At 56.3% G+C, this 25013-nt stretch carries 24 protein-coding genes; 13 read left to right on the top strand and 11 right to left on the bottom strand.

The window, feature by feature from the left end:
- Positions 1–37: 37 nt before the first annotated feature.
- The 3 genes from ychF to M5R41_00555 all read right to left on the bottom strand — a co-directional run bounded on the left by ychF (position 38) and on the right by M5R41_00555 (position 3656).
- Positions 38–1120, bottom strand: a complete 1083-nt coding sequence (gene ychF, locus M5R41_00565) for a redox-regulated ATPase YchF (GenBank protein MCZ7554878.1) — start codon at positions 1118–1120, stop codon at positions 38–40.
- 384 nt (positions 1121–1504) lie between these two features.
- On the bottom strand, positions 1505–2284 hold the full coding sequence (locus tag M5R41_00560) for a T9SS type A sorting domain-containing protein (GenBank protein MCZ7554877.1): 780 nt from the start codon (positions 2282–2284) through the stop codon (positions 1505–1507).
- Between the two features lie 13 nt (positions 2285–2297).
- A complete protein-coding gene (locus M5R41_00555; GenBank protein ID MCZ7554876.1) occupies positions 2298–3656 on the bottom strand; it encodes a tail fiber domain-containing protein in 1359 nt (452 codons plus the stop codon).
- A gap of 319 nt (positions 3657–3975) precedes the next feature.
- Here M5R41_00555 and M5R41_00550 point away from each other — a divergent pair, with 319 nt between their 5' ends.
- Positions 3976–5283: a serine hydrolase gene (locus M5R41_00550; GenBank protein MCZ7554875.1), complete on the top strand. Its 1308-nt coding sequence runs from the start codon at positions 3976–3978 to the stop codon at positions 5281–5283.
- A gap of 37 nt (positions 5284–5320) precedes the next feature.
- Here the strand turns inward: M5R41_00550 and M5R41_00545 are convergent, their stop codons facing one another.
- The 4 genes from M5R41_00545 to M5R41_00530 all read right to left on the bottom strand — a co-directional run bounded on the left by M5R41_00545 (position 5321) and on the right by M5R41_00530 (position 8443).
- Positions 5321–5767, bottom strand: coding sequence for an SRPBCC family protein (locus M5R41_00545; GenBank protein ID MCZ7554874.1), 447 nt, complete (start codon positions 5765–5767; stop codon positions 5321–5323).
- 159 nt (positions 5768–5926) lie between these two features.
- Positions 5927–6313 carry a DUF488 family protein gene (locus M5R41_00540; GenBank protein MCZ7554873.1) on the bottom strand — a complete coding sequence of 129 codons (387 nt, stop codon included), beginning with the start codon at positions 6311–6313 and terminating at the stop codon, positions 5927–5929.
- 215 nt (positions 6314–6528) lie between these two features.
- Positions 6529–6900, bottom strand: coding sequence for a VOC family protein (locus M5R41_00535; protein MCZ7554872.1), 372 nt, complete (start codon positions 6898–6900; stop codon positions 6529–6531).
- A 265-nt stretch (positions 6901–7165) separates the two neighbouring features.
- Positions 7166–8443 (bottom strand): citrate (Si)-synthase, encoded by a 1278-nt coding sequence (locus tag M5R41_00530; protein ID MCZ7554871.1) that lies wholly within the window; start codon positions 8441–8443, stop codon positions 7166–7168.
- Positions 8444–8796: 353 nt separating this feature from the next.
- Between M5R41_00530 and M5R41_00525 the strand changes: the two genes are divergently transcribed.
- The 7 genes from M5R41_00525 to M5R41_00495 all read left to right on the top strand — a co-directional run bounded on the left by M5R41_00525 (position 8797) and on the right by M5R41_00495 (position 13511).
- Entirely contained in the window at positions 8797–9192 is a 396-nt protein-coding gene (locus M5R41_00525) for a (deoxy)nucleoside triphosphate pyrophosphohydrolase (GenBank protein ID MCZ7554870.1), read from the top strand.
- The gene (locus M5R41_00520; GenBank protein ID MCZ7554869.1) at positions 9189–9578 is read left to right on the top strand and encodes a hypothetical protein; all 390 of its coding nucleotides are present in this window, start codon (positions 9189–9191) and stop codon (positions 9576–9578) included. Before M5R41_00525 ends, M5R41_00520 begins: the two co-directional genes overlap by 4 nt.
- A gap of 54 nt (positions 9579–9632) precedes the next feature.
- Positions 9633–10136, top strand: a complete 504-nt coding sequence (locus tag M5R41_00515) for a hypothetical protein (protein MCZ7554868.1) — start codon at positions 9633–9635, stop codon at positions 10134–10136.
- Positions 10133–10768, top strand: coding sequence for a hypothetical protein (locus M5R41_00510; protein ID MCZ7554867.1), 636 nt, complete (start codon positions 10133–10135; stop codon positions 10766–10768). The genes M5R41_00515 and M5R41_00510 overlap by 4 nt, the downstream gene beginning before the upstream one ends.
- Positions 10765–11553 carry an ABC transporter ATP-binding protein gene (locus M5R41_00505; protein MCZ7554866.1) on the top strand — a complete coding sequence of 263 codons (789 nt, stop codon included), beginning with the start codon at positions 10765–10767 and terminating at the stop codon, positions 11551–11553. Before M5R41_00510 ends, M5R41_00505 begins: the two co-directional genes overlap by 4 nt.
- Before the next feature lie 130 nt (positions 11554–11683).
- The gene (nusB, locus tag M5R41_00500) at positions 11684–12139 is read left to right on the top strand and encodes a transcription antitermination factor NusB (GenBank protein ID MCZ7554865.1); all 456 of its coding nucleotides are present in this window, start codon (positions 11684–11686) and stop codon (positions 12137–12139) included.
- Positions 12140–12164: 25 nt separating this feature from the next.
- A complete protein-coding gene (locus M5R41_00495; protein MCZ7554864.1) occupies positions 12165–13511 on the top strand; it encodes an MFS transporter in 1347 nt (448 codons plus the stop codon).
- A 245-nt stretch (positions 13512–13756) separates the two neighbouring features.
- Here M5R41_00495 and M5R41_00490 read toward each other — a convergent pair whose 3' ends face one another.
- Positions 13757–15304, bottom strand: coding sequence for a methylmalonyl-CoA carboxyltransferase (locus M5R41_00490; protein MCZ7554863.1), 1548 nt, complete (start codon positions 15302–15304; stop codon positions 13757–13759).
- An 11-nt stretch (positions 15305–15315) separates the two neighbouring features.
- Positions 15316–16137, bottom strand: a complete 822-nt coding sequence (locus M5R41_00485) for a hypothetical protein (protein ID MCZ7554862.1) — start codon at positions 16135–16137, stop codon at positions 15316–15318.
- A 392-nt stretch (positions 16138–16529) separates the two neighbouring features.
- Between M5R41_00485 and murA the strand changes: the two genes are divergently transcribed.
- Genes murA through M5R41_00470 form a run of 3 tightly spaced genes read left to right on the top strand, consistent with a single transcriptional unit; the run spans position 16530 to position 20556 of the window.
- Positions 16530–17792, top strand: coding sequence for a UDP-N-acetylglucosamine 1-carboxyvinyltransferase (gene murA, locus M5R41_00480; protein MCZ7554861.1), 1263 nt, complete (start codon positions 16530–16532; stop codon positions 17790–17792).
- Positions 17792–18787: a hypothetical protein gene (locus M5R41_00475; GenBank protein ID MCZ7554860.1), complete on the top strand. Its 996-nt coding sequence runs from the start codon at positions 17792–17794 to the stop codon at positions 18785–18787. The genes murA and M5R41_00475 overlap by 1 nt, the downstream gene beginning before the upstream one ends.
- Complete coding sequence (locus M5R41_00470) at positions 18784–20556, top strand: hypothetical protein (protein ID MCZ7554859.1); 1773 nt, start codon at positions 18784–18786, stop codon at positions 20554–20556. The genes M5R41_00475 and M5R41_00470 overlap by 4 nt, the downstream gene beginning before the upstream one ends.
- Before the next feature lie 56 nt (positions 20557–20612).
- On the opposite strand, the gene M5R41_00465 is transcribed toward M5R41_00470, so the two are convergent.
- Entirely contained in the window at positions 20613–21242 is a 630-nt protein-coding gene (locus M5R41_00465; GenBank protein ID MCZ7554858.1) for a hypothetical protein, read from the bottom strand.
- A gap of 154 nt (positions 21243–21396) precedes the next feature.
- Between M5R41_00465 and M5R41_00460 the strand changes: the two genes are divergently transcribed.
- The gene (locus tag M5R41_00460) at positions 21397–22377 is read left to right on the top strand and encodes a dihydroorotate dehydrogenase-like protein (GenBank protein ID MCZ7554857.1); all 981 of its coding nucleotides are present in this window, start codon (positions 21397–21399) and stop codon (positions 22375–22377) included.
- Between the two features lie 159 nt (positions 22378–22536).
- Here M5R41_00460 and M5R41_00455 read toward each other — a convergent pair whose 3' ends face one another.
- Positions 22537–23226 carry a hypothetical protein gene (locus tag M5R41_00455; GenBank protein MCZ7554856.1) on the bottom strand — a complete coding sequence of 230 codons (690 nt, stop codon included), beginning with the start codon at positions 23224–23226 and terminating at the stop codon, positions 22537–22539.
- A gap of 352 nt (positions 23227–23578) precedes the next feature.
- Here M5R41_00455 and M5R41_00450 point away from each other — a divergent pair, with 352 nt between their 5' ends.
- A complete protein-coding gene (locus tag M5R41_00450; protein ID MCZ7554855.1) occupies positions 23579–25000 on the top strand; it encodes an IgA Peptidase M64 in 1422 nt (473 codons plus the stop codon).
- The last annotated feature ends 13 nt before the right edge of the window (positions 25001–25013 follow it).

The raw sequence follows: 25013 nt of genomic DNA, 5'->3' as shown, positions 1-25013 counted from the left end.
CTGATGATTTCCATTCGCAGCGTTCCGCTCCCGCTTCCTAGCCGTGACGGACGGTGATCATGTCTCCGTCTTTGACCACGTATTCCTTCCCTTCGAGACGCCAGTGCCCGGCGTCTTTGCAGGCCTGGATGGATCCATGCTTCACGAAATCATCGAAGTGCACGACTTCCGCGCGAATGAAGCGCGTCATGAGGTCCGTATGTATCGCGCCGGCGGCTTCCTGGGCCGGCGTATTACGCCGTATGGTCCACGCACGGCATTCATCCTCTCCGAAGGTCAGGAAGGAAATCAGACCGAGCATATCATAGGCGGAGCGGATGATACGCGTAAGGGCCGACTCGGCGATTCCATAGTCCTTCATGAATTCGGACGCCTCGGCATCGTCGAGTTGCGCGAGTTCCATTTCGATTTTCCCCGCAAACGCGTCCACCGCCATACCCTTCGATTGAACAGCTTCGCGCACACGTTGCACCTGCATGGCTATATCGCCGAGTTGCTCTTCTGCGAGATTCAGTACCACAAGGACCGGTTTGAGACTGAGGAACTGATATCCTTTGATCACCGCTCTGTCATTCGGATCGAGGTCCAGGGTCCGCAAAGGCTGCTCTTGCTCGAGCGCAGCCTGGAAGCGCTCCATGATGCGCACTTCAGCCTTCGTCTTGTCATCCGGTGCCTTCATGGCCTGCTTGCGCAATTTCTCCATGCGCGATTCGATCATAGCCAGATCCGAGAGAATGAACTCCGTTTCCAGAATTTCAACATCTCGCAACGCGTCGATGGACCCCTCCGGATGCGGATACAGCGGATCGTCGAACAAACGCACCACGTGAATCAGCGCGTCGTTGGTTTTAACCCCGGCCAGGAAATTGCCGGTGAACTGGGTGGATGACTGATCTCCCTTCTTCAGACCGACGACGTCCACAAATTCCACGGACGTATAGACCAGTTTCCTGGGATTGTAGTATTCCGCGAGTTTGTCCACGCGTGCGTCCGGTACCTTGACCACGGCAATGTTGGTCTGCTTGCGCGCCAACGCCTGTTCGTCGAGGTAGCTGCGCGTCATCGTTTGAAACAGTGTGGATTTGCCGCTGAAGGGAAGACCGACGATACCGATTTGCATGATTCATCCAAAAGGTGAGCAAAAACTATAAGATACTGCAATGGCGATCACGAGGAAAGCAGGCCTTTCAATTCCCTCGAACAGTCCGGCATCGCGAAAATGCCCCACCCCGGGTACGTCGTTCTTCACGAAGTACTTGCGCTTCGCATCCAATGCGCAAACGGCGCACCATACCGCTCCCGGATACCCGGACGGGTTTTAGTTCTCGTCTTTCACCGTGCCGTTCGCCCACTGTGATGAAGAGTATCGCACACCACAATCATCCTTGTCCGTCCGCTCCGCGCGGAACGCAGGTCAGACGGAAGGAATATTTCCATCGCTTGTGCTTCCGTGAAAGAGCGATTCCGTCTGTCCTCTGCAGATGGTTCGCCGTATCAGCTCAGATCACTGGAGCAGAACCACCGTTTGCGTCCGACGGACTGCACCTGCCTGCAACTCGATAACGTAGGTCCCGGGGCTCAAACCTGAGGTCGGTAGCGTCGCCGCGTGGAAGCCGGCGCTGAATTCCCGCGGTTCCATCACCCTGGTGACCTCGGTGCCTGCTACCGTGTAGAGTGTGAGCGATACACTCGCGGCTTCCGGAAGTGTGAAGGAGACGGTAATGTTTTCTGTCGCCGGGTTGGGATAGACCGGATACATCGTATACGGCAACACCCGCGTCACGAATCGAACCTCGACGACAGGAGAGTACGCGAAAGAGCCGTCGTAATCGATAATACGGAGACGATAGAACGCAGTGCCTTCATTCGTCCCCGGATCGCTGAAAAAGTAGTCTCTCCGTTCCGTTGTGCTTCCGGCACCTTCAACAAATCCGAGCGCCAGCCATTCCGCTCCCCCGCCGTGAGCGGCTTTTTGTACCTCGAAGCCGTGGCAGTTGAGTTCGGTCGCGGTGGTCCAACGTAGGAGTACGATACCATTGTCGGCCGAGGCGCTGAACGCGAGGAGTTCCACCGGGACCACCGACATGCCGGGACACAGACAGTTCGCGTTCGCAATGGTGAGCGCACCATAGCCGGGATTATTCGCGAATATTCTGTCTGCGCATATCTGCGCGCCGGCCGGCACGGTAAGCTGCGCCGCAGTCGCCACGGTCATATCGCCTCGTTGCGCATTGGCCATGTGCACCACAAACAAAGCGATGAAGAATATCATTATGGTTTTCATTTCGTCGCCTCGCTCACTTCATCTGCAGGGAGGCCTGAACGGCGCCTGTATCCCCGGTGCGTTCTCTCAGCAGGGCCTTCAGCGCGTTGAGATCGGACTCGAGTTGACGGACCTGAGCGTACTGTTGTTCAAGTTCTTGCACCCGCTGCTTCAACGAGGCAACTTCATCCGTTCTCTTCTGCAGCGCATTAATAAGGAGTTGCTGCTCCTGCATTGCTTCGGCGAGTACAGCGGTGAGTTCCGCATAATTGAGCCCCAGAAAGCCGTCAACAGGATTGGTGTACACGACTTCCGGTACCACGTCCCTGACCTCCTGTGCAATGAAGCCGATGCGGAGATCGCCGTCCGGATCGGATTTCCAGTTGTAGCGCACTCCCCGAAGTTTCATGACTTTTTCAAGTGACCCATGAAGCCTGGTGATATGTGTTTTCAGGCGCATGTCAGATGTCGCCATTGTCAGTACTCCGGTGGACGTGAGATTCAGCGGAGCAGAGTAGGCGGATGAAATAACTCCTCTAAACCGTGCGTTGTTGAGTACGTCGAGATCCTGCGTCGCGTCATCAACACCGATACCGACATTTCCGCCACATTCAATAAAAAATCGTGTGATAGAGGATCCATTATTCGCCTGAAAGATGCGCGCGGTGACTCCCGTATTGGTATTATTCGCCCAGATCGCCGGTGCCGAAGCGTTGGTTGTCGCTTCCAGGCAGTTGTTCGTTGATGTGGACATTGCAATATCGAAGCGCGCGGCATTTCCGGAACCGTCCTGTTTGATGTATATCCCTGACCCGTTGCTGGTCCATGGTGTGATGCGGATGGCATTCGCCGATGCGGTACCTTGAATATCCAGTCTACCGTACGGAGACGAAGTGCCAATGCCGAGGTTGCCTCCCATGCTTACCGTCCCATCCGTTTCGACGAGAAATCTCGATGTGTTGCTGTTCATGAGTTCCAACAACTTCCCGCTGGCGTTGCTGCTATTGGCGTTTATGGCAGCTCCGAGCCCGTTGGTCGAGGCTTCGAGGCAACTATTGGTCGACGTGGTATTGTTGATGACAAACCGTGCAGCGTTACCCGCGCCACTCTGGTTCAATAATATCCCGGACCAGCCGTCGGGAGTAGACGTGTAGACGCGAAGCGCGTTAAAAGAACCGGACGTTCCCTCGATGTGAATGGACCCGACGGGATTCATCGTACCCATACCGAGTCGGCCATTGCCGCGGAGCGTGAACAGATTTGTGCCACCATTGTCCTTGATGGTGAATCCCTGTGATGGTGTCGCTCCCGAAAGTTTCGCTTCAATATCCTGTGCGGATACCGGCAGTGCGCTCAGACAGACTGCGAAGAGAAAAATGGTAATTGCCTTCATGGTGACCCGTCCTTAAATGGTGAGTGATGTCGTAGGTATATACAGGAAGGATGCTTCTGTTTTTACGACAGAAGGCCCTGTGACCGTGTAATTCAGAACCATGAAAATGTGTACGGTGGAAACTTACTGCTCCTTTGTACTCCATGCAAGTATTTTTTCACGGAAGGGCTCGACCTCGTGTGCAGAGAAGCAGGATCTGCGGGGGTTTGTCTCTCAGGACCACTCATCAGATGATTGTGCGTCCACGGCTAACGCGTTATCTTCTCTGCATGTTGTGGATTGTTATCATGTTCCCCGCACACTGCACGTTCACCGGAAAATGATCAAGCGCAGAGCAACGTTACACCTCATAGTTCTTTTCGTTGTGTGCGGCACCGTCACCTCGCAGCCGCTGCCCGAATTGCTGCGCTCCGAGTTACAGCGCGTGTTAGACAGCATGCGTATCGCGCACGGCATCCCCGGCATCAGCGCAGGGCTTCTGCTGCCCGGGCATGAAATGTGGCAGGGCACGTCCGGAGGTTCACATCCCGGGCTTCCGGTCTCCCCGGCGATGCTGTTCGGTATTGGCAGCAACAGCAAGCTTTTCACCGCAGCTGCGGTGTTGAAATGTGTCGAGTCCGGTCTCCTGACCCTCGAAGATTCGCTGCACTCCCGGCTGCCGGCGTTCAAGCACATTGATGCAAACATCACCATTCGCCAACTATTGAATCACACGAGCGGTCTGGCGGACATCAACGAAATCACCGGATATCCCGACACTATTCTGAAAAATCCCGAACGAGTATTTACACGGGAAGAGGTGCTGAGCTGGATCGGGCCGCCACACTTCCCGGCAGGGACCTCCTGGGGGTATTGCAACACAAATTATCTCCTCGCGGGCATGATCGTCGAACGCGCCACGGGAAGGCCATTTTCTCGTTTTCTGCGCGATTCCATACTCACCCCTTTGCAACTCGACAGCACGTTTCTCCCTATTGACGAAGCACTGGACGGAATCATCGCCCATCCCTGGGCGAATGGCGGGAATGTCAATGCAACGTCGAGAAACTCCCTGCTCAGCGCCGCCTGGACTGCCGGAGCGATGTACTCCACCTCCAGTGAAATGCTGCAATGGTATGCCGCGCTGCTGTCGGGTAAGGTGCTTGGCAGCACGTCTCTGCGGGAGATGACCACCTTTGTGGGCAGCGGGAATTACGGCTTCGGCATAGCCGAAAAAATCCTCAACCGCCGCGTGGTGTGGCAACACGGCGGCAGTATACGCGGCTACTCATCGCAAATGATGTACGATGTTTCATCGGGGGCTGTGATTTGCGTGCTCACCAATGCGACACCTGCGCCGGCGGCTCTCGTTGCGCTTCAATTGCATGCCGCGCTCGCCGAAACGATATCTACAACAACAGAATCGGTAGCGGACCGGGGATTCGTGATGACGATCCATCCGAATCCCGCAGTCAACATCATCCACATTGGACATATCGACGGATTTTTCTCCATCTCCGACATACTCGGACGTATGCGATACTCGGGATTCGCTAACGGGAACATCCGACTCGATGTATCGGATTGGCCCGACGGTATCTATCTGCTTCGCGGCAGCGCGGGGACGAGGCGATTTCTCAAGTTGTAAGGGTGTCGTTCCTTGCCACTTTCACGCCACCGGCGGTTCACTCGGGGATGTCCGCCTCGACGAGATTGGCCAGCTGCAGCAAGGACTCCTGCCATCCGAGATAGCACATCTCCACCGGAATAATTTCGGGAATGCCCTGCTGCGTAATCGTCAATTCCGTACCGCACGACACCTCTGTCAGCAGCACGGTGACGCGCATATCCCCAGTCAAATTCGGATCGTCGAAACGATCAACATAGTCCAGCCGCTGATTGGGTAGCAATTCGAGATACTCGCCGCCAAAGCTGTGCGCATGTCCCGTCGAAAAATTTCGAAACGACATGCGGTAGGTGCCCCCTACGCGGGGTTCGATATGATGCACTTCCGCGGTGAAACCGTAGGGCGGCATCCATTTACAGAGAGCGTCTGCTTCGAGAAATGCCCGATACACTGTTTCGGGTGTCGCCCGAAGCACACGGTGGAGAGTAACGCTGCCTGTCGCCATAGCTATTATCCTTTCGGAAGGTATCTGTTCGTGAGACGTTTCGAGGGAGAGAATATAGGCGTTTTATTCTTTTTCTCCGGCATCCATGTAAGTGCTTCGTTCAATTGTTCCGGCACTGCTGCGGTGGTCTCCTGAATGCTCGATCCCGCCGTCCGGGCTTCAACGAAGCATGGCACCCAGCTCCGCGAAAAGCGCACGCAAGACGGAACGGTGACACCGTTCCTCATCTTCGCAGTAACAACCGACGCAAAAGTCCGTCTGATGCGATAACGCCGCCAGCAGCGCGAGAGACCGGGCAGCGTCGGGCTCGGACATCTCCGACCGGAACTTTCTGACGAATGCTGTCCACTCCGTCGCCGTACTCGCCGATTGCCCCATTTTCAGGGTTTCCGCAGTCGGGGCCAGATTGGGATACCATACATCGTACCAGTTTTGTGCTGCGAATTCACTTTTTGGAACACCGCGCGGCGGGCGACGCACAGTACCGATGCGCAAGCCCTCGCCGGGCAACCGTTCACTGCCGAGTCGGACAATACTGATAGCCATAGTCGTTCGTGATGAAAAGTCGTGATTGAGAATTTCCTCTGAACGAAAGATTTGTTACGGATACCGCGCCAATCCTCCGCGAGCGAATCCCCCACACCAACCAGCGCCGAAACATTGATGCGGGAAAACGTACCTCGCCCGGTCGCCATTCCGGCATCATCGCTACGAGCATGCGAGGCATTCGCGCCAGGGACGGAACAGGAGTACAGACCGGGCTAAATATGCTGATCGAAAAGAATAACATTGCCATCGGGATCTGCCAGCGTGAAGCTCGCGGGACCGGAAGTCGCTTCGTCCGCTTCGGACGTCAATTCGAGCCCTCGCTCTTTACAGAGACGCTGGAGATCACGCACGTCGGTAAAGTGATCGAGTCGTTGGGCATCGTTATTCCATCCGGGATTGAAGGTGAGGATGTTTCCTTCGAACATCCCCTGGAACAATCCTATGACATGGCTTCCGTTTTTCAGTATCAACCAGTTCTGCTCCTGATTCCCGCCGGTTACGGCAAATCCGAGTTTCTCATAAAACTGTTTTGAGGCTTCGATGTCCTTGACGGACAAGCTGACAGAAAATGCGCCGAGATTCATGAAATACTCCTGTATATGGGTGGCTCGACATAAGGTACGAAGATTTGATCTGAAATTGTATGCTTTTGATTCATTGGTCCCCGCAGACAGGGCCCTCTCCTGACAACACACCGATACAGAGGTGCTCAACCTCGGTCGCGAGTGAGCGATGGAACAGCACCGTATCCGGTCTCCATAGCCAACTGCGCATCAGCTCCCGCCCTCCCGGAAATAAAAGTCCCGCCGAAGCGGGACTTTGTCGATTGAGAAAGGTGTTTCAGAGAGGTCAGCCCTGGACCTGGCCTTTGACCCAAGCAGTGGTGACGGATTTCGGGCGAGTGATGGGCATACCCATGGCGCGGGCGACGACCGCCTGCGAGGCGATACCCAGAGCGCGGCTGACGCTGAACAGCACGGTATAGTAATCGAATTCGGTCAGACCGTAGTGATACAGCAGAGCGCCCGAACCGGCGTCCACGTTCGGCCACGGATCGGCTATTTTCTGAATCTGTCGCAGCACGTTGGGTACGACGTCGAAAACATTCGAGACGGTTTCGAATACCGGATCGCCGGTACAGTATTCTTTACCGAAGGCGAGGAAGGCGTCGAAGCGCGGATCGGTGATACGGAGCACCGCATGGCCGTAACCCGGAATCACCTTGCCAGCATTCAGCGTATCCCAGGCGAATTTTTCGAGCTGTTCCTTGCTCGGAGCACCGCCGAATTGCTCGTTCACTTCGATAACCCATTTCAGGCATTCCTGATTCGCCAAACCGTGAAGCGGACCTGCAAGTCCGTTGAGACCCGCGCTCAGGGAGTAGTAGAGATCCGACAGCGCGGAACTGACGGTCGAAGCCGAGAACGCGCTCACATTGCCGCTCTCGTGATCGCTGTGCAGCACGAGATAGAGACGCATCAGCTTGGTGAACTCGCCGTTGGGATCACCGAGGCCGAGCATGTGCACGTAATTCTGCGACCAATCCACATCGGGCAGTGGCGCGATGGGATCGCCCTTGCCGAAGCGCTTGCGGTAAATCCATGCAGCGATCGTCGGCAGCTTGGCGATGATGGAGAGCGCGTCCTCCAGCGTCGCATCCCAGTACTGGTCCTTCTTCATGCCTTCGTTGTAACGGCGGGCGAACACCGATTCCTTCTGCATGGTCAGAATGGCTGTGTTGAACATGGTCATGGGATGGGAATCGGCGGGCATGGCACTCAGCACGTCCCATACATATGCCGGAACATCCATGCGGGCACGGAGTTGCGCCTGAATGTCTGCCAGCGCGTCGGCATCGGGAAGTTCGCCGACGAGAAGCAGGTAAAGGATTTCTTCGGGGAGTTTGTCGCCGAGGTGCTTGAGTTCGATACCGCGAATGATCAGTCCTTTGTCGGGCGGAACTTCCGAGGTGTCGCACACAAGACCCTTGACGCCGCGCATACCGCCATAGACTTGCTTGACAGTGACCTGGGAAACAACTTTGTCGCCGTGCTCGGCGACGAGGTTCTTGATTTCATCTCGCAGCGGTGGATAGACAGCCGCAAGCTTTTCCTGCAGAGTAGGCATGATCCTTCCTCTTGGTTGATGATCGGTGAAGTGAGTATTTGTTGGTCGGTGTGGAAACCATTAGGAAAGTAGACAATTGTCAGTAAAAATGAAACAATTCGCCTACTCCCGGCCGCGAGAAAATTTGCTTGCCCGATGACGTCGATACGGGCTCGGGAGAAAGGTCGGGAGCGTCACTGCCGCGCGCGCTCCCTGACGATGTGTAAGCAGTTCATGCATCGCTCTGTCCGGTTTTTGTGTGTTTCTCCTTCCCAATTTTGTATATTGCCCAATATCCTGCACGGTCAATGGGACTGTTGCGTACGGGCCCTCGCCCGCCCGTCCCGTCATCGATCAGCTTAACAGGTAACAGCATGTACGATCGCGAAGAACTTGTACGAGTAGCTGCCGCCGTCATTCGCGACGGAGCGAAGTTTCTCATCTGCCAACGGGGCATAAACCACAGATACGGCCTCAAATGGGAGTTTCCGGGCGGTAAAACCTTCCCGGGAGAAACACTGCTCGAATGTCTCGAGCGCGAACTCTGGGAAGAGTTGAACATTGAACCCGTGAAACCTGTGGAGCTGAAGACCATTCAAACCACCTACGATGACGGCGGGAGTTTTCTTATCACCTTTTTCCAGGTGACCGAGTACACAGGTGAATTGAAAAACCGTGTGTTCGAGGATATCCGTTGGGTGACCCTCGACGAAGTATCACAGTATGAGATGCTTGAAGGGTCGCTTCCGATTCTTCCCGCGTTGAAATGATCCCCGCCGCAGTTTCCGGGATTCGACTACCCACCCCCGAGGAAAGCACACAGCTACAGCGACGGCTGCTGCGATGGTACAAACGCCATGGGCGTGTTCTTCCCTGGCGCGACCGCGACGATGTCTATTCCGTACTCGTCAGTGAGTTCATGCTGCAGCAGACACAGGTCTCCCGCGTTCTCGAAAAGCTGCCTCTCTGGCTTCAGCGTTTTCCGGATATCGCCGCTCTTGCCACGGCCGAAAGGCGCAGCGTACTGCTGGCGTGGAGCGGTATGGGCTACAACCGAAGGGCAATATCCTTGCATGAGACCGCTAAGGTGATACACATACGCTTCGACGGCCGCATTCCCGATTCCGTCACGGCGTTGCGTGCACTACCGGCATAGGCGCGTTACACCGCGCATGCCATCCTGTGCTTCGGGCACCGGAAACGAGCGGCCATGGTGGATGTCAATATTCGGAGAATTTTCTCGCGACTATTCGCAAAGCAGAAACGCGAAGCAGACATGCTCCCGGAGGCGTCGGCATGGGAAATTGCGTGGGCACTGTTACCGCGGCAAAGCCATTACAACTGGAACCAGGCCCTGATGGACCTCGGGGCTACGATCTGCACATCGAGACAGCCGGCGTGTGATCGCTGTCCGCTCGCCGCGCATTGCAACTCGCGCGGACGCATGAAAGCTTCCGAACGAACTTCTTCAGGCACGACGCGCGAGACACCGCGCAGAATCTATCGCGGCCGGATCGTAGAGGAATTACGAAACGCCCCGGGACATGAACTCCGGGCTTCGCGGCTGCTCCGCACAGTGTACGACGAGCGGCACGATGCACCACGCCTTCTCGCGGACGCGCTGAACTCGCTGCGGAGGGACAGCCTCATCACCCTTCGGCCCGATAACGCCTCCACTCCGCCCGCACGACTTCTCGTGAGGCTTGCGGAATGAAAATCAAAGCAGCGGACCGAAGTGAATTACTCGTGGCGTGGGACGCCCACCGCGATGCGATTCGCAGCAGATTGCGGGACTTCGGGAACGTCCCGAAGGAGCGGTACATGTATGAATTGTTCTTCTGCGTCATGACGCCGCAGAGCAGCGCGGCGCAATGCGCGCTGGTTGCGGAAGAATTGGAACGGAGGAACTTCCTTTCGGTGGAATTCGATCCCGCTCCCCTCCTTCGCGGACACGCCGGCGGTTATGTGCGCTTTCACAATACTAAAGCGCGGCGCCTGCTCACGCTGCGAAATCGCGAGGATGAAATACTGCAGCTCTTTGAGCAGAACTCTACGGATAAAGAGCTCCGCGATATCCTCGCCGATGGCATCGATGGTCTGGGAATGAAGGAAGCCAGCCATTTTCTGCGTAATGTTGGGAGGACGGAGGTCACCATCGTGGACAGGCATATCATTCGCAATCTCATCCGTCTCGACGTACTGGAGGCATGGCCGCCGAGTATTTCACTCAAAACCTATCGCAACCTGGAGCGACGCTTCGAAGAACTCGCCGCCGCTCTGGATATACCGCACGCGGCTTTGGATCTGCTCCTCTGGCAGCGTGAAACCGGATACATTTTAAAATGAGCGATTCGGGAAACACGATCTTTGCGCTGCGGGATGTCTGTTTCGCATATAACGACACGGAAATTCTCCACGATGTGCGGGTCGACTTCACGTCGGGAAGCTTCACGGGAGTCATCGGGAGAAACGGGGCGGGCAAAACGACACTCTTCCGTCTGCTCACCGGAGAGTTACATCCGCAGCGCGGCACGGTGGCATTGCACGGCAGAGATCTGCACGCCTATGCGGCACGCGAGCGTGCCCGATTGATCGCCGTCGTACCGCAGAACGAAGACATGGTATTCCCTTTCACGGTAAGGTCCATGGTATTGTTGGGCCGCGGGCCGCACCTCGGGTACTTCGGGTATGAGACGCAGGCGGATATCGCAGCAGCGGAGCGTGCGATGGAACTGGCCGGCGTGGCGAAATTCGCCGCCCGCAAAGTCACGGATCTTTCCGGCGGAGAGCTGCACCGCGTCCTCATTGCCCGGGCATTAGCCCAGGAGACGCCCATTCTTCTCCTGGACGAGCCCAACGCGCATCTGGATCTGCGCCATCAGGTCGAGCTGTTCGAGTTGCTCTCGCGGCTGCATATGGAAGGGAGAACCATTCTGTGCATCACCCACGATCTGAATCTCGCCGCAAAGTATTGCAAGCGTCTGATAATGCTCGACGAGGGCCGTACCGTCGCTGATGGGTCACCCTATGACGTGCTCACCGAAGAACACCTCGAACGACATTTCGGCGTACGCACACGTGTGACCATGGAGGATGACGCCCCCTCGATCCGGCTGCTGCGCGGAGGATAACGAGACAGAATGGAACATGCAGCATCCAGCAGTGAGAACACACAGCAAGCACTGGCACCGCGATCCGACGTAGAAATCTCTGTACATTCTCAAACTTCCGTGACAGCGGTTATTTCTCTATCTTGAAAACATGATTAAAACCCGGCGAGAAATACGCGAAAAAGCAATGCAGGTGCTCTACGCCTACGAGGTGTCACAAGGGCCCATTGAAATGCTCCTGGAAACCATAGCCGGCGAGGAGTTGAACGCCGTCGAAGAAGACTACCGCTTCGCACAGGGCATCGTGTACGCGGTACTCAAGCACAGGGCGGAGGCGGACAAACTCATCACCGATAAATCCACTCATTGGAGCTTCGAGCGCATAGCCCTTCTCGACCGCGTGCTGCTCCGCATGGGAATCATCGAATTTCTGTACTTCCCCGACATTCCCGCCAAAGTGACCATCAACGAATGCGTCGAGATTGCGAAGCGCTACAGCACGGAGCAGAGCGGCCGCTTCATCAACGGTCTGCTCGACAGCATTCTCACCGAACTGAAGACCAGCGAACGGCTCAACAAGACGGGCCGCGGATTGCTGGATACCTGATATCTCCGCTGAAAGGATCACCGACATGACAGGCAGCACTACCGCCGTTTCCGTGACGAGTGCGCGGAGGCGCGTGCTGTACGGCTGGTACATGTACGACTGGGCGAACTCCGCTTTTGCCGTCACCATACTCGCAGCATTGTTCGGGCCCTATCTCGCTTCGGTTGTCGTACCCGAAGGCGGTGTCGACATAGCCTTTCTCGGATTGACCGGCGTGAAAGCCACCTCGCTCTACGGCTACACGCTCAGCGCAAGCGCATTGCTCGTCATGCTGTTCATGCCGGTGCTTGGCGCAATCGCGGATCATACCTCCGCAAAGCGTCCGTTCCTGTTTTTTTTCGCGTGGGTGGGGAGCGGAAGTTCGCTGCTTATGTTCTTTGTCGGTCCGGGGGATGTATGGCCGGCGCTTCTGCTGTTCTTCCTCGGCAACTTCAGCTTCGTATCGGCAAATGTCTTTTACGACGCCTTCCTGCCCCATATCGCATCCGCCGACGAACAGGACGCCGTTTCCGGAAAAGGATACGCGTACGGGTATGCCGGCGGTGGTACACTGTTCGTCCTTCAGGTACTTCTGGTGACCTTTCACGAAGCGGTGGGGATAGACATGCAGCTCGCCATACGCATAGCACTCGGCAGCGTGGGGCTCTGGTGGGGCGGCTTCTCGATGATCACTTTTGCGCGCCTGGAAGAACCGCGACTGCGGAAGAGCGCGGGCCCGGTGCTGAAACTCTTCGCCGGCGGTTTCCGGCGCATCTTTCTCACCATGCGCACCATTCGCTCGCTCAGGCATCTCGGGCTCTTCCTGCTGGCATTCATGGTGTACAACGACGGCATACAGACCGTCATCGCCATGGCGACCATTTACGGCAAGGAGGAACTCGGTTTCGATACGATGACGCTGATGGGAAGTCTGCTGATGATACAGTTCGTCGGCATCGCCGGAGCGCGTATGTTCAGCGCGGCAGCCGGGCGCTGGGGCGCAAAAGTCATGGTCATGGTATCGCTGCTTATCTGGACCGGTGTAGTGATTTACGCGTTTTTCATGACGGCGGCGATGGAGTTCTGGATACTGGGCGCGGTGGTGGGCCTCGTGCTCGGCGGCAGCCAGGCGCTCTCCCGTTCATTGTACAGCCGCATCATACCTCCCTCGGCCTCGGCGGAATTTTTCGGTTTCTTCTCCGTGTTCGAAAAGTTTTCCGCCATACTCGGTCCCGCGCTGTTCGCCTACCTGACCTATGTCAGCGGCAGCTCGCGCAACAGTATTCTTTCTTTGGTCATCTTCTTCATTGTCGGGCTCCTTCTCCTCGCCTTCGTCAACATCCCGTGCGCCGAGCTAGACCGTGACGCGCTGGAAGCAAAACTGAGCGAATAAAGATTTACAACCACTACGGGTTACGATCTTTATGCCTCAGGCGGAACGATGTAGGCTACTCACCCGTCGAAGTGTCATGACATTGCGTCTGCTCGGAGAGAATTCCACAGTGTGTCCGCGCTTCGATGCCGTTACGGCACATTTCTCAGATCACTGAATCGCCCACGATCCACCACGCAAAGCGAAACCTGTCGCCAATATCACCGCGGTCTCCGAAAGAAGTCGCTCTGCGCTCTGCGCCTCCGCTACAGCGGGATATTGCCGTGCTTCTTGCGGGGATTGGTATCCACTTTGTTTTCGAGAATTTCGAGCGCTCGTATGATGCGGGGGCGGGTTTCCGACGGGGCGATCACATCGTCGATATACCCTCTCTCCGCAGCGATGAAGGGATTCGCGAATTTCTCCCGATACTCATTAATCTTCTCCTCCAATGCCGCTTCAGGATCGGACGCCGAGCTGATCTCTTTCTTGAAAATGATTTCCACGGCGCCTTTCGGTCCCATCACCGCAATTTCGGCGGTGGGCCAGGCGAAATTGAAATCGCCGCGGATATGCTTGGAATTCATCACGTCGTAAGCACCGCCGTAGGCCTTGCGGGTGATGATGGTGATTTTCGGCACCGTCGCCTCCGCGAAGGCGTACAGAAGCTTCGCGCCGTGACGTATAATCCCGCGCCACTCCTGATCCGTGCCCGGCAGAAATCCCGGAACATCCTCGAAGACCACCAGGGGAATATTGAAGCAGTCACAGAAGCGCACGAAACGCGCCGCCTTCGTTGACGCATCGATATCGAGCACCCCCGCAAGCACGAAGGGTTGATTGGCGATTATGCCGACCGAACGTCCGTCATAACGCGCGAAACCCGTGACGATGTTCGGCGCGTAATGCTCGTGCACCTCCATGAAATCCGCGTTATCCACCGTCAGCCGAATGACATCCTTGATGTCGTACGGTTTATTCGGATTATCAGGTATGATGTCCTCCAGAGCGGCTTCCTTGCGGCGGATGTCGTCCGTCGGCGGGACGCGCGGTGGACATTCGACATTGTTCTGCGGCAGAAAGCCCATGAGGCGACGAATCGCCAGCAAGGTTTGTGCTTCGTTTTCATGCGTGAAATGGGCCACCCCGCTCTTGCTCGCGTGCGTCATCGCCCCGCCGAGGTCTTCGGAGGTCACATTTTCATGCGTCACGGTCTTGACCACGTTGGGACCGGTCACGAACATGTAGCTGCTCTGCTCGACCATGAAAATGAAATCCGTGATGGCCGGCGAGTACACCGCTCCGCCGGCGCAGGGACCCAGAATCGCGCTTATCTGCGGCACGACGCCGGATGCGAGCGTGTTGCGGAGAAAAATATCCGCATAGCCGCCGAGACTCACGACACCCTCCTGTATACGCGCTCCGCCGCTGTCGTTGAGGCCGATGACCGGCGCGCCGACCTTCATCGCCATGTCCATAATCTTGCATATTTTTTCCGCGTGCGCTTCGGACAGCGAACCGCCGAAGACCGTGAAATCCTGACTAAAGACAAAGACCAGTCGTCCGTCGATGGTGCCACTGCCTGTCACGACACCGTCTCCGAGGAATTTTTGCTTTTCCAGTCCGAAGTCACGCGAGCGGTGCGTCACGAAGGCGTCAATTTCTTCGAAGCTGCCGCGGTCGAGCAGGATGTCTATGCGCTCTCTCGCCGTAAATTTTCCCTTGTCATGCTGGGCCTTGATGCGCTCCGCGCCGCCACCCAGACGGGACTGTGCGCGCATTTCCTGCAGCTTCCTGCGATTTTGTTCGGACATGGTATCTCCGTTCAGGATTGAGTGGAATCGCCGATACGTCGGGCTTCTTCGGCTTGCTTCAATTCGCGGTCAAAGAGCGCAGCAAAGGAGGATTCGAGCGCGGAGACAGTCTGCTCCGTCACTTCCACTTCGGTGAGAAATCCATCCAGATGTGCCGTCATTTCCCCGGGATCGCGCAGAGTGAGCGCCTGATCACGAAGTAAACCCATGGCATCTTCCAGAGTGGCTATCTGCGTTTCCAACAGCGTGTTGTCCCGTTCGGCTTTATCGAGTTTCTCCAGCCGCTGCTCGAGAATACGCCGTTGCTGTTCGCGTGCCGCGGCGAGCTCGGAATCTCCGCCATCATCCCCGGCAAGTGCGGCGAGCCGCTGCTCCACCTCATACCGATTTCCGCTGGCGGCGTGCTGCAGCCAGCGATTATGGGCGTGCAACATGCGCGCGTAGCGGCGCAGCATGTCATCGAGGCGCTCCGTCGTCCTGTTCATGAGGGCAAGGCCGGGTGCGTCCTGAGCTTCGTTGTGCGATCGAATTTCGCCAACCTGCCTCCGCATGCGTTCAAACCTCTTTTGAAGTTCCGGCGGTAACTCGCCCGCGATGCGCTGCATTTCATCGTCGGCATCGATTCGGGCGTGTTTCTGTTGTTTTCTATCCACCATCGCCCGGTAGGCTGGTGATAGCGGTGCCGCGGCGAGCCAGACGGCCTCCCCGCCGAGAGCGACGAGCAGAGGGAGGAGATTGCCTGAGATGAGCGAGATCATACCTGCGGCGGCGAGAAGCAACAGGTTGTACTGCGAGGTCAGTGCGGCTTTCAAATAGCCGAGGTAGGAATTCATAGTGTATCCATGTGCTGGTACAGTCCGGAGAACGAGGTGCGAAAAATATAGGGAAAAGCATGCGGGGACGCAATTGCCCGCAATCCGCGGATGCGGGCGCTTCATGTATCGCCCATGATCGCACTGTGTGAAAGACGATCTTTCCAGCGATGAAAAAACGCCGCATGAATCCATGACAATCCGTATTCATCCGCGTACACAGGCTCAGGCTTACCCATGGGCCTGCAGACGGATACGCAAACAGTCGCATGCGATGATGAAACCCTTGAGGATAATGATGTATGAGTCAACAAGCACGCTCCAGCGGACAGCGAAAGACATTGCTTTGCGTAGACGGGGGGCGTAGATTGAAGATTGCATGAGTGCTTAACATCTCTCTTTTTCCGGGTAACATGGACAAATTCATTATCAGGGGTGGCAATGCCCTCAAGGGATCGGTGACGATTTCCGGCGCTAAGAATGCCTCACTCGCGCTGATGCCGGCCACCTTGCTGTGCAACGGTGTCTGTCGGCTGGAGAACACTCCGCGTCTGCGTGACATCGCCACAATGTCAACGCTGCTCGAATCCATGGGTGTGGAAATACGTCATCCTGGTACGACGCTGGAACTCGACTGCAGCAACATCCACTCATTTGAAGCACCATACGATCTCGTAAAAAAGATGCGGGCATCATTCTACGTACTGGGACCATTGCTTGGCCGCTACGGTACGGCGCGTGTCTCCTATCCCGGTGGCTGCGCATGGGGACCTCGACCGGTGGACCTCCATCTGAAGGCCATGCAGGAACTGGGTGCGGAGATCGACATCGATGGCGGCTATGTTGTCGCCCGAACCAAACGACTCAAGGGTGCGGACATCACATTCGACATTTCCAGTGTGGGCGCCACGGGGAACACCCTGATGGCGGCAGTCTGCGCGGAAGGTATTACGACCATACGCAACGCCGCAACGGAGCCCGAAATCACCCAACTCGCCGGCTTTCTTGTCCGCATGGGAGCGATTATCCACGGCATCGGCAGTAATTGCCTCACCGTGGAGGGTGTGGACGAACTCCATCCCGCCGAGGACAGAAACATCCCGGATCGCATCGAAGCAGGTACTTTTCTCGCGGCTGCTGCTGCGACCGGTGGAGAAATCACACTCGAGCAAGTCGATCCCTTCCACCTCACCGCCGTGCTGACGAAGTTCCGCGAGGCCGGCTGTGAAGTCCTCCCCGGCGCGCGCAGCGTCACGCTCCGCGCACCGGAGCGGCTGCTGCCCGTCAACATTACGACGGCCATCTACCCCGGTTTCCCCACGGACATGCAAGCACAGTGGATGGCATTGATGACTGGTGCGAACGGGAGTTCATTCATCACTGATACTGTGTACACAGACCGTTTTAATCACGTCGCCGAGCTCCAGCGTCTGGGTGCCCGCATTGACGTCACACAAAACTCGGCCATCGTGCATGGTGTGCCCGCTCTCAAAGGTGCGACCGTCATGTCCACGGATCTCCGGGCAAGCGCGTCACTGATCATTGCCGGCCTGGTCGCGCAGGGAAGCACGGAGGTGCTCCGCGTCTATCACCTCGATCGCGGATACGAGGCGATCGAGCTCAAACTACGTGATCTCGGCGCCGACATACACCGCGTTGACAGCGAGGAATACTGATGCGAAAAATCCTGCTGCCCCTGCTCCCTCTTCTGTTGCTCATCATCCCCGAAACGCCGGCATACGCGCAGCCACAGCGTCTTATGGCCTTCGGTTTTTATTACGCCCCACCACCCATGGAAGCCGGGCGTGCCGCCCCGGTGTATCAGGGTTTGGCGGTGAGCTCGGATCGCGGAGTCACCTGGAGTAATCGCGGATGGGTGACCAGCGGTGTGAGCGGTGTCGCGATGCTGAGCGATGGGGCCGAACGCGTCATGTTCCTCGCATCGGATTACGGCGTCCTGCGAAGCAGCGATGAAGGATTGTCGTGGAGACTACTCACCGACTGGGACATGCCAACCGTGACGGACGTTGCGATACGCGACGGTGCGATATGGATAGCAACGGCTCGCGGCGTTTACGTATCCACCGACCGGGGCGAGCGCTGGGTTGAGAAAGGGCGCCTGCTTCCCGGTACCAATGCGGGCTACGTCAACGGCATTACCATTACCGCAAGAGAGATTTTTCTCGCCACGGCAGACGGACTCTTTCGCTCTTCGGATCGCGGATCGACGTGGATTCGCAGCGGGCTCGAAGGAAAGGACGTCTTTCGCATTATCTCCCATCCGGCCATACCAACCACCTTTGCGGCAATCAGCCAGACAGAGGGCGTCTGGATTTCCACGGACGGAGGATGGAATTGGGAGAGCAGAAACAGCGGCCTGCGTTCCACCATGGTCAAATGCATTTCTTTCAGCCCGCATGAGCGGGATGTGATCCTTGTCGGCACACGCGACGCCGGGATTTTCCGCTCCACATCGCTCGGCCGTCAATGGGAAATCGCCGGCGGCGGATTGACGAATTTTAACATCACGGCGCTGGCTTTCGACCCTGATTCACCTGACCGTGTCTATGCGGGCTCGGAAAACGGATCATTCGTTTCCAACGCGCGTGGACGTTCCTGGCAACCCTTCTCCGTGCGGCTTGGTTACATCAGCACCATTCTGATTCAATGAAGATGAACATTCGCATCACCCTCATCGTCCTCCTTGCACTCTGTGGGTCAGCGGCGGCGCAGCCCACCTTGACGGAGCGGCGAGACTCCGTCATCTCCTTCTGGACAAATCACGAAACCACGAATAACCATGCCGCCGCCGTCGCCAGAATACTTTCCCGCAATGACAGCGCGGTCCAATACGGCATGGACATGCTCCGGAGCCTCAGCGCGATGGCGACGCCGGATATCATTGAGCGCTTTCGGTTGACGACAGCCTACGTGCTGCTCCGGAACACCATGGCGGATGATGTGCGGCAGGATATCGAAATGGTGTGGACGGAGCTTCCGGTGAGGCCCTTCGAGGCAGAGCACGAACGTGTCTGCTATTTTGCCGCACTCCATCTGTCCACGCTGTATTTCGGAGATTCCGCGGTGTGGTTCAACGGTCGCACAAGGCAGGAGAATCAGGACGAGAGCAAAGCATTCTTACTGCACTGGATGAGAGAGGTCACGGAGGCCGGCCAGGAAGAATTCGACTCGCCAACCTACGGAGCTGCGGTATTCAATGCGCTGTTGTTGCTGCGGGACCACGCGATCGATGATGGATTACGCAAGCGCGCCGAGCTCATGGCGCAGTGGCTGCTTGCGGATTTTGCACATGAATATCTGGTGGGTGCGTACGCCGGCGCTCACGCGCGTGAACACATGCTTTCCGCGATGCAGCCCATCACCTCGGACATGTCGTCCATCGGATGGCTGTACTTTGGCGACGGTACGCGTCTGTACTCCCGTGACCAATACTTCGCCGCGCTCAGCGATTTCGAGCCGCTGCCTGAAATAGTGGACATTGCTACGCACCGTCAGGAACCGTATGAGGCCTGGGAGCAGAAACCAAGGCGCAAACCATTGAGGGACAATGGTCTCACAGGAAACGGACCGGTCTGGAAATACACCTACATGGATCCATTGTATGCTATCGGATCGATCGATGGCGGACTCATTCAGCACCGTGAGCAGCATACATGGGATGTGACATGGATACCGGACAATCCCGAAAAGTCCGCGACACTATTTCTCATGCAGCCGTATTCCGACGCCAACAGTCTCACCCCCTTCCTCCCGCACTCCGAAGAACTCGCATTGCGCAGCACGGCCATTCTGGATCCCTATCATGGCACAGTGACGAAAATCGTCGGCGGCTCGCCTTTCGAGGACGTATTTCAGTATAAAAACACCTTGATTGCCTTGTACGACATCGGGACGGTTACCCGCTTCCCGGTGCTCACCGGTTTTCTCCCTCCCGATGTGAAAGCTCTGGATATCGACAGCGTGAAATCGGGGTGGATCACCATCAATACCGGCGATGTGTATATCGCGCTGTACCCGTTCAAACGATATCGCATGGCCGAAGGGCATTTCGGCAGGCACATGATATCCTATGAACGGCGCAACGGCGCCATCGTGCAGGTAGCGGGCAGAAACGTAGTGGGACCCTACGAGCAGTTCGTCAGGCGCATCAAGGCAAGCAAGGTGGATGCGAGCCGTCTCGACAGCGACATGAGCATACGTTATATCACCATTTTCGGCGATACACTCAGCATGGCCTATGAGGGGTCGCGCACAGTGAACGGCGAAGTGTTGCCCCATCCCCCCAAAAATCTCCTCTTCTCCAGCCCGCGTCTTTCATGCGAAAAAGGAAGCGGCGCACTTACCGTGCGCGGGAAAGACAGCGACGTGGTGATTGATATGAGAAAAATGGAAACCAACCGAACACGGCGACAAAAATAGGCCGGTGTTGACGCAAAGCGGAGCGCAAGCAGCAGACGACCGTCATCCCCGCGCTCTTACCGATTGAATCCCCTGATGAGCGGTTGATTATCCGTCGGAAGGGCCAGGAAACCGCGTTTGAGGAGATCACTGGTTATGGCGGCGTACAGTTTCCGGGCCGGCGTCTCGGAGGTAATCAGCTGCGATTCCCCGGGCAATCCGGCGGCCCACACCACCTGGCCCGTCTCCGGAATAATCAGCCGCACGACGGAAGATTGCCATGCCTGTGTCGTTTTGTCCACATCCTCCGCCTCCGTGTAGAGCCAATCGCGCAGGGAGCGACCGCTGCCTCCGGCACTCATGTACAGAACCACATTGATGCCCGCGTCTTTCAGCGCCCAAACCTTTTCTTTCTCGGAGAGCGTCTTGAGAGGGGTGAAGAGATCAAGATCTCGAAACGCTTCCACGCCTGCCGTTTCCTCGAGATAGCGCTTCATTCCCTCCTCCAGCTCCGATTTCAATCCCAAATCGCGCGTGTCGCAGACCACCAGGATGCGCTCGAATGGCAGCGTGCGTGTACTCATCATAAATTGTGTGTCCGCAACCGCTGCGATATCAAGGGTACCGCAAGCAGAGACAAGGAACACGACGGCGAGCAGCGGCAGCGCGGGGGTGATGTATTTCGGAGAGCTTGTGGCCTGTTTCATGCGTTTCCCGGTTAGGGTGTTTTATCTAAAGAGTTCTGCATCGGATATTACAACAGTTTGGGCAGATATGCAAATCTCTGTTGCAGCAGTTCCCTGATTTGTGGATATTTCTTTTTTTCGCAGCACTCACCAATCAGACCAGCGGAGCACACCCATGCCGAATCTCACCACCTCGTATCTCGGACTGCAACTGAAAAATCCGGTCATTGCGGCAAGCAGCGGACTCACCAAGTCCGTCGAGAACCTCATTGCCTGCGAACAAGCCGGCGCCGGCGCCGTCGTTCTGAAGAGTCTGTTCGAAGAGGTTCTCTCCGAGCGCGATTTCGGTGTGCGCGATTCGGTCATCGATCATACAGAAGCGTATGACTACTATTATGCCCGTCTCGAACTGCTGTACGGCGCACAGGATTACACAAAGCTCATTCGTGACGCAAAAGCAGCAGTTTCCATTCCCGTCATCGCGAGCATCAACTGCGTCTCCGCCGAATGGTGGCCGGACTTTGCCGTTCAGGTGCAAAGTGCCGGGGCGGATGCCATCGAACTCAACGTGTTTACCACCGCCACGGACCTCACGATGGACGCTAAAAAAGTCGAGGAGCTGTATTTTCAGATCCTCAGCACGGTAAAACAGAAGGTGAGCATCCCCGTCGCATTGAAGATCGGCGCGGGCTTCACTGCGCTGCCGAACCTCGCGGTGGAATTCGGAAGGCGCGATCTGAACGGCCTCGTACTCTTCAACCGCTTCACGCAGCCCGATATCGACATCGAACAACTCAAACTGCGCACGACATTCAGCTTCAGCTCTCCTGACGAGCACCATCTGCCTCTCCGATGGATCGCACTGATGTCGCACTATCTGCCATACGATCTCTGCGCCTCCACAGGTATCAAAAATGCCGAACATGTGATCAAAATGCTTCTCGCCGGTGCGTCCAGTGTGCAGGTCGCCTCGCTGCTGTACAAGGAGGGTCTCGGAGCCATCGCGCCGATTCTGAGTGGACTGGAAGAATGGATGGCGAGAAATGGATTCAGTTCCATCGCAGAATTCAAGGGGATGCTGAATTTCCACAAGGCAGGCGATCCGTCAAAATATCTGCGTACACAGTTCATGGAAAAGATTTCCGAAGTGGAGTAAAGCCCCCTTGCGCGGGCCACCCCGCAAGCACCGCTTACACTATCCGTTCGATGCAGCAATGAAAAGGCCCCGCGACGCGCGCGGGGCCTTTTTCATATCCTCTCCCGTTCCTTCGTGCAGGAAAACCTGCGATCATCAACTGCGCAAGCAGAAACCCGATCAGCGCGTACGCGCAACAGCGCGAACGAAATCGTCGGAGAGCATGCGTCCGGCATCCTGCGCTGTCGCAAGTACGGCGTCCTGAACTTCCGCTTCATCCATGGAGAGGAGTTGCACGGCACTGACGACACCCACCACGGCATCGACTGCGGGATGAACACCTCCAACAGGGTGGAATCGCAATGCAACATGTTCATCAAAGCACTGCTTGTAAATGACGCTGAGGTCGCGCCAATCCAACAGATGCTGTTTCACCTTGAGATGCAGGAACACCCCACCCGGATCGCTGCTCAGTTCCACATGTTCCAGACGTGTCTCGACGATGAAGTCGGCCTCACCTTCCGCCTCCCCTACAGTGGCTATGGCATATCTGTTTTCCATACTGCTTCGCATATTCTCCGAGAGTATCTGTGCAACACCCTGCGTGCTCACAGTTTGCTTGACATTGTCACTCGCCGCCGCACTGCCAGCGAGCGAAAGAAAGAAAGAGCCGAGAGCCGACCAGGCATTCTTCGAGCCGGGGGACGGATCGTTCACGAACACGGACGCTGTCATGGTTTGCGTTTCCGCTATCGGTCTGAAGACCACCCGTTTCTGATGAAAGCTGTACTCCTTGAGGCGTCCTGTTGACGAACATGCGCTCAGAAGTGCGACGGACATAAGAGAGATTGCGATGGTACGAAGGTGCATGACGATATCTCCTTTTTGATATTCCCCGTATATGGCAAATCCCGTGCCAAAGTTGCAATTGCAGTCCAGCGTACAAAAACAACATAGGAGAAAAGCGATAACGTAGCAAAGGCACTTCAACTGTCGAGAGAAAACAACAGAGGGGAAACGAGATCATCCACTGTGTGGCCAGGTTGTGAGAAATCGCAGCCGCAGGTTGTGGCAGCGCACACAGCTGAGGGATACTCCCGTACGGCATCTCTCCCCCGCTTCCCATTGTCCGCCGCTTTCCCGTGAGATACTTCTCCAATCCCGCCAAAATCCGTAATTTTCCTCAATAGGCCAACGCCCTCAACCCGCAATCGAGGAATTCATGAAATTCAAATCAACCATCCTGCTCTTCGTCCTGCTCACAGTCCCGGCTACAGCTCAAGTTGATTTTCACCGCTTTTTCCTGAACAAGACCATGCGCGTGGATTATTATCACCTCGGCACGCGCGGCGAGGAGAAAATCACCCTCGACAAGGTGTTCCACGAAGGCCCATGGGCCGGGAGCACGAAGAACCTCATCGATACCCTGAATCTTGGGGAATTTCTGGTTCGCATCTACGACCTGCAGAGTGGTATGCTGCTCTATTCGCGTGGCTTCTCCACTGTGTTCAACGAGTGGCAAACCACAGCGGAAGCGGGCCGCGGCGTGTGGAAGTCGTTTCATGAAAGCGTTCGCTTCCCCTTCCCCAAACGCCATGTCCAACTCACGCTCAGCCGTCGGAACAAGTATCTGATCTTCGAGGAGAAATTCAGCGCGGTCATAGATCCGAACGATCCTACCGTTGTCAGCATCGAGCGCCGTGCGCCGGCATCGGAACTCGTCACACTCATGGATAACGGAGACATGCACAGGAAGGTGGATATTCTTATTATCGGCGATGGTTACGCGGCCAAGGATATGGAGAAATTCAAGGCCGATGCAAAGCATTTCAACGATGTGATGTTCGATACTTCCCCCTTCAAGGAGAGGAAGAAGGACTTCAATGTGCGCGCCCTCTGTGCCGTCTCCACGGAATCCGGCATCGACATACCGGACAAGAATGTGTGGAAAAATACCGCGCTCGGCAGCATGTACAACACCTTCGGTAGTGAACGGTACGTCCTCACCGAAGCAAACCGTGAACTCCGCGACATCGCTTCCGCGGCACCGTATGACTTTATCTGCATCCTCATCAATGACAGCCGCTACGGCGGCGGCGGCATCTATCAGCTCTATACCACCACGTACACAATCGAGAACAACAAGGGGCAGGAGTGGCAGCGCGACTATGTGTACGTACATGAGTTTGGCCATAGCTTCGGCGGGCTCGGTGACGAGTACTACAGTTCCTCCACCGGGTACGAAGAGTTTTATCCCGCCGGAGTCGAGCCGTGGGAACCGAACATTACGCGCCTCCTCGACGCCCCGGACGTAAAATGGCGGGAGCATCTCACACAAGGCCTCAGTCTCCCCACAGACTGGGGAAAAAAGGAGTACGACGAACTGCGGTCGAGTATCTCGACACTCGACCGACTTGCCGCCGACTATTATGCCAAGCGCGACCCCATCATGAAGCGTAGTAAGGCAATAACAGAAAATCCCGAGCTCCTCGGCAAGGTAGGCGCTTTCGAAGGAGCGGGCTACATCTCCGAAGGCATGTACCGGCCTTCTCTCGACTGCAGAATGTTCTCACTGACACTCGGCCCCTTCTGCAAGGTATGTTCGGCTGCGATCGAAAGGCAAATCGATTTCTATAGCAACTGAGATTACTCAGTCT

Source organism: Bacteroidia bacterium, from assembly GCA_027493955.1.
In the GTDB taxonomy this organism is placed as follows: Bacteria; Bacteroidota; Ignavibacteria; order SZUA-365; family SZUA-365; genus JAOSJT01.
This window is presented reverse-complemented; position numbering and strand designations above follow the sequence as displayed.

Excerpts from the sequence above, each read along its gene's own strand:
- M5R41_00515 (MCZ7554868.1), top strand. The coding sequence starts at position 9,633 with ATGGTGGATGTCAATATTCGGAGAATTTTCTCGCGACTATTCGCAAAG.
- M5R41_00485 (MCZ7554862.1), bottom strand. The coding sequence starts at position 16,137 with ATGAATTCCTACCTCGGCTATTTGAAAGCCGCACTGACCTCGCAGTAC.
- M5R41_00560 (MCZ7554877.1), bottom strand. The coding sequence starts at position 2,284 with ATGAAAACCATAATGATATTCTTCATCGCTTTGTTTGTGGTGCACATG.
- M5R41_00550 (MCZ7554875.1), top strand. The coding sequence starts at position 3,976 with ATGATCAAGCGCAGAGCAACGTTACACCTCATAGTTCTTTTCGTTGTG.
- M5R41_00525 (MCZ7554870.1), top strand. The coding sequence starts at position 8,797 with ATGTACGATCGCGAAGAACTTGTACGAGTAGCTGCCGCCGTCATTCGC.
- M5R41_00535 (MCZ7554872.1), bottom strand. The coding sequence starts at position 6,900 with ATGAATCTCGGCGCATTTTCTGTCAGCTTGTCCGTCAAGGACATCGAA.
- nusB (MCZ7554865.1), top strand. The coding sequence starts at position 11,684 with ATGATTAAAACCCGGCGAGAAATACGCGAAAAAGCAATGCAGGTGCTC.
- M5R41_00465 (MCZ7554858.1), bottom strand. The coding sequence starts at position 21,242 with ATGAAACAGGCCACAAGCTCTCCGAAATACATCACCCCCGCGCTGCCG.
- M5R41_00455 (MCZ7554856.1), bottom strand. The coding sequence starts at position 23,226 with ATGCACCTTCGTACCATCGCAATCTCTCTTATGTCCGTCGCACTTCTG.
- M5R41_00520 (MCZ7554869.1), top strand. The coding sequence starts at position 9,189 with ATGATCCCCGCCGCAGTTTCCGGGATTCGACTACCCACCCCCGAGGAA.
- M5R41_00540 (MCZ7554873.1), bottom strand. The coding sequence starts at position 6,313 with ATGGCTATCAGTATTGTCCGACTCGGCAGTGAACGGTTGCCCGGCGAG.
- M5R41_00505 (MCZ7554866.1), top strand. The coding sequence starts at position 10,765 with ATGAGCGATTCGGGAAACACGATCTTTGCGCTGCGGGATGTCTGTTTC.
- M5R41_00470 (MCZ7554859.1), top strand. The coding sequence starts at position 18,784 with ATGAAGATGAACATTCGCATCACCCTCATCGTCCTCCTTGCACTCTGT.
- M5R41_00475 (MCZ7554860.1), top strand. The coding sequence starts at position 17,792 with ATGCGAAAAATCCTGCTGCCCCTGCTCCCTCTTCTGTTGCTCATCATC.
- M5R41_00510 (MCZ7554867.1), top strand. The coding sequence starts at position 10,133 with ATGAAAATCAAAGCAGCGGACCGAAGTGAATTACTCGTGGCGTGGGAC.
- M5R41_00490 (MCZ7554863.1), bottom strand. The coding sequence starts at position 15,304 with ATGTCCGAACAAAATCGCAGGAAGCTGCAGGAAATGCGCGCACAGTCC.
- M5R41_00545 (MCZ7554874.1), bottom strand. The coding sequence starts at position 5,767 with ATGGCGACAGGCAGCGTTACTCTCCACCGTGTGCTTCGGGCGACACCC.
- M5R41_00450 (MCZ7554855.1), top strand. The coding sequence starts at position 23,579 with ATGAAATTCAAATCAACCATCCTGCTCTTCGTCCTGCTCACAGTCCCG.
- M5R41_00460 (MCZ7554857.1), top strand. The coding sequence starts at position 21,397 with ATGCCGAATCTCACCACCTCGTATCTCGGACTGCAACTGAAAAATCCG.
- M5R41_00555 (MCZ7554876.1), bottom strand. The coding sequence starts at position 3,656 with ATGAAGGCAATTACCATTTTTCTCTTCGCAGTCTGTCTGAGCGCACTG.
- M5R41_00530 (MCZ7554871.1), bottom strand. The coding sequence starts at position 8,443 with ATGCCTACTCTGCAGGAAAAGCTTGCGGCTGTCTATCCACCGCTGCGA.
- murA (MCZ7554861.1), top strand. The coding sequence starts at position 16,530 with ATGGACAAATTCATTATCAGGGGTGGCAATGCCCTCAAGGGATCGGTG.
- M5R41_00495 (MCZ7554864.1), top strand. The coding sequence starts at position 12,165 with ATGACAGGCAGCACTACCGCCGTTTCCGTGACGAGTGCGCGGAGGCGC.
- ychF (MCZ7554878.1), bottom strand. The coding sequence starts at position 1,120 with ATGCAAATCGGTATCGTCGGTCTTCCCTTCAGCGGCAAATCCACACTG.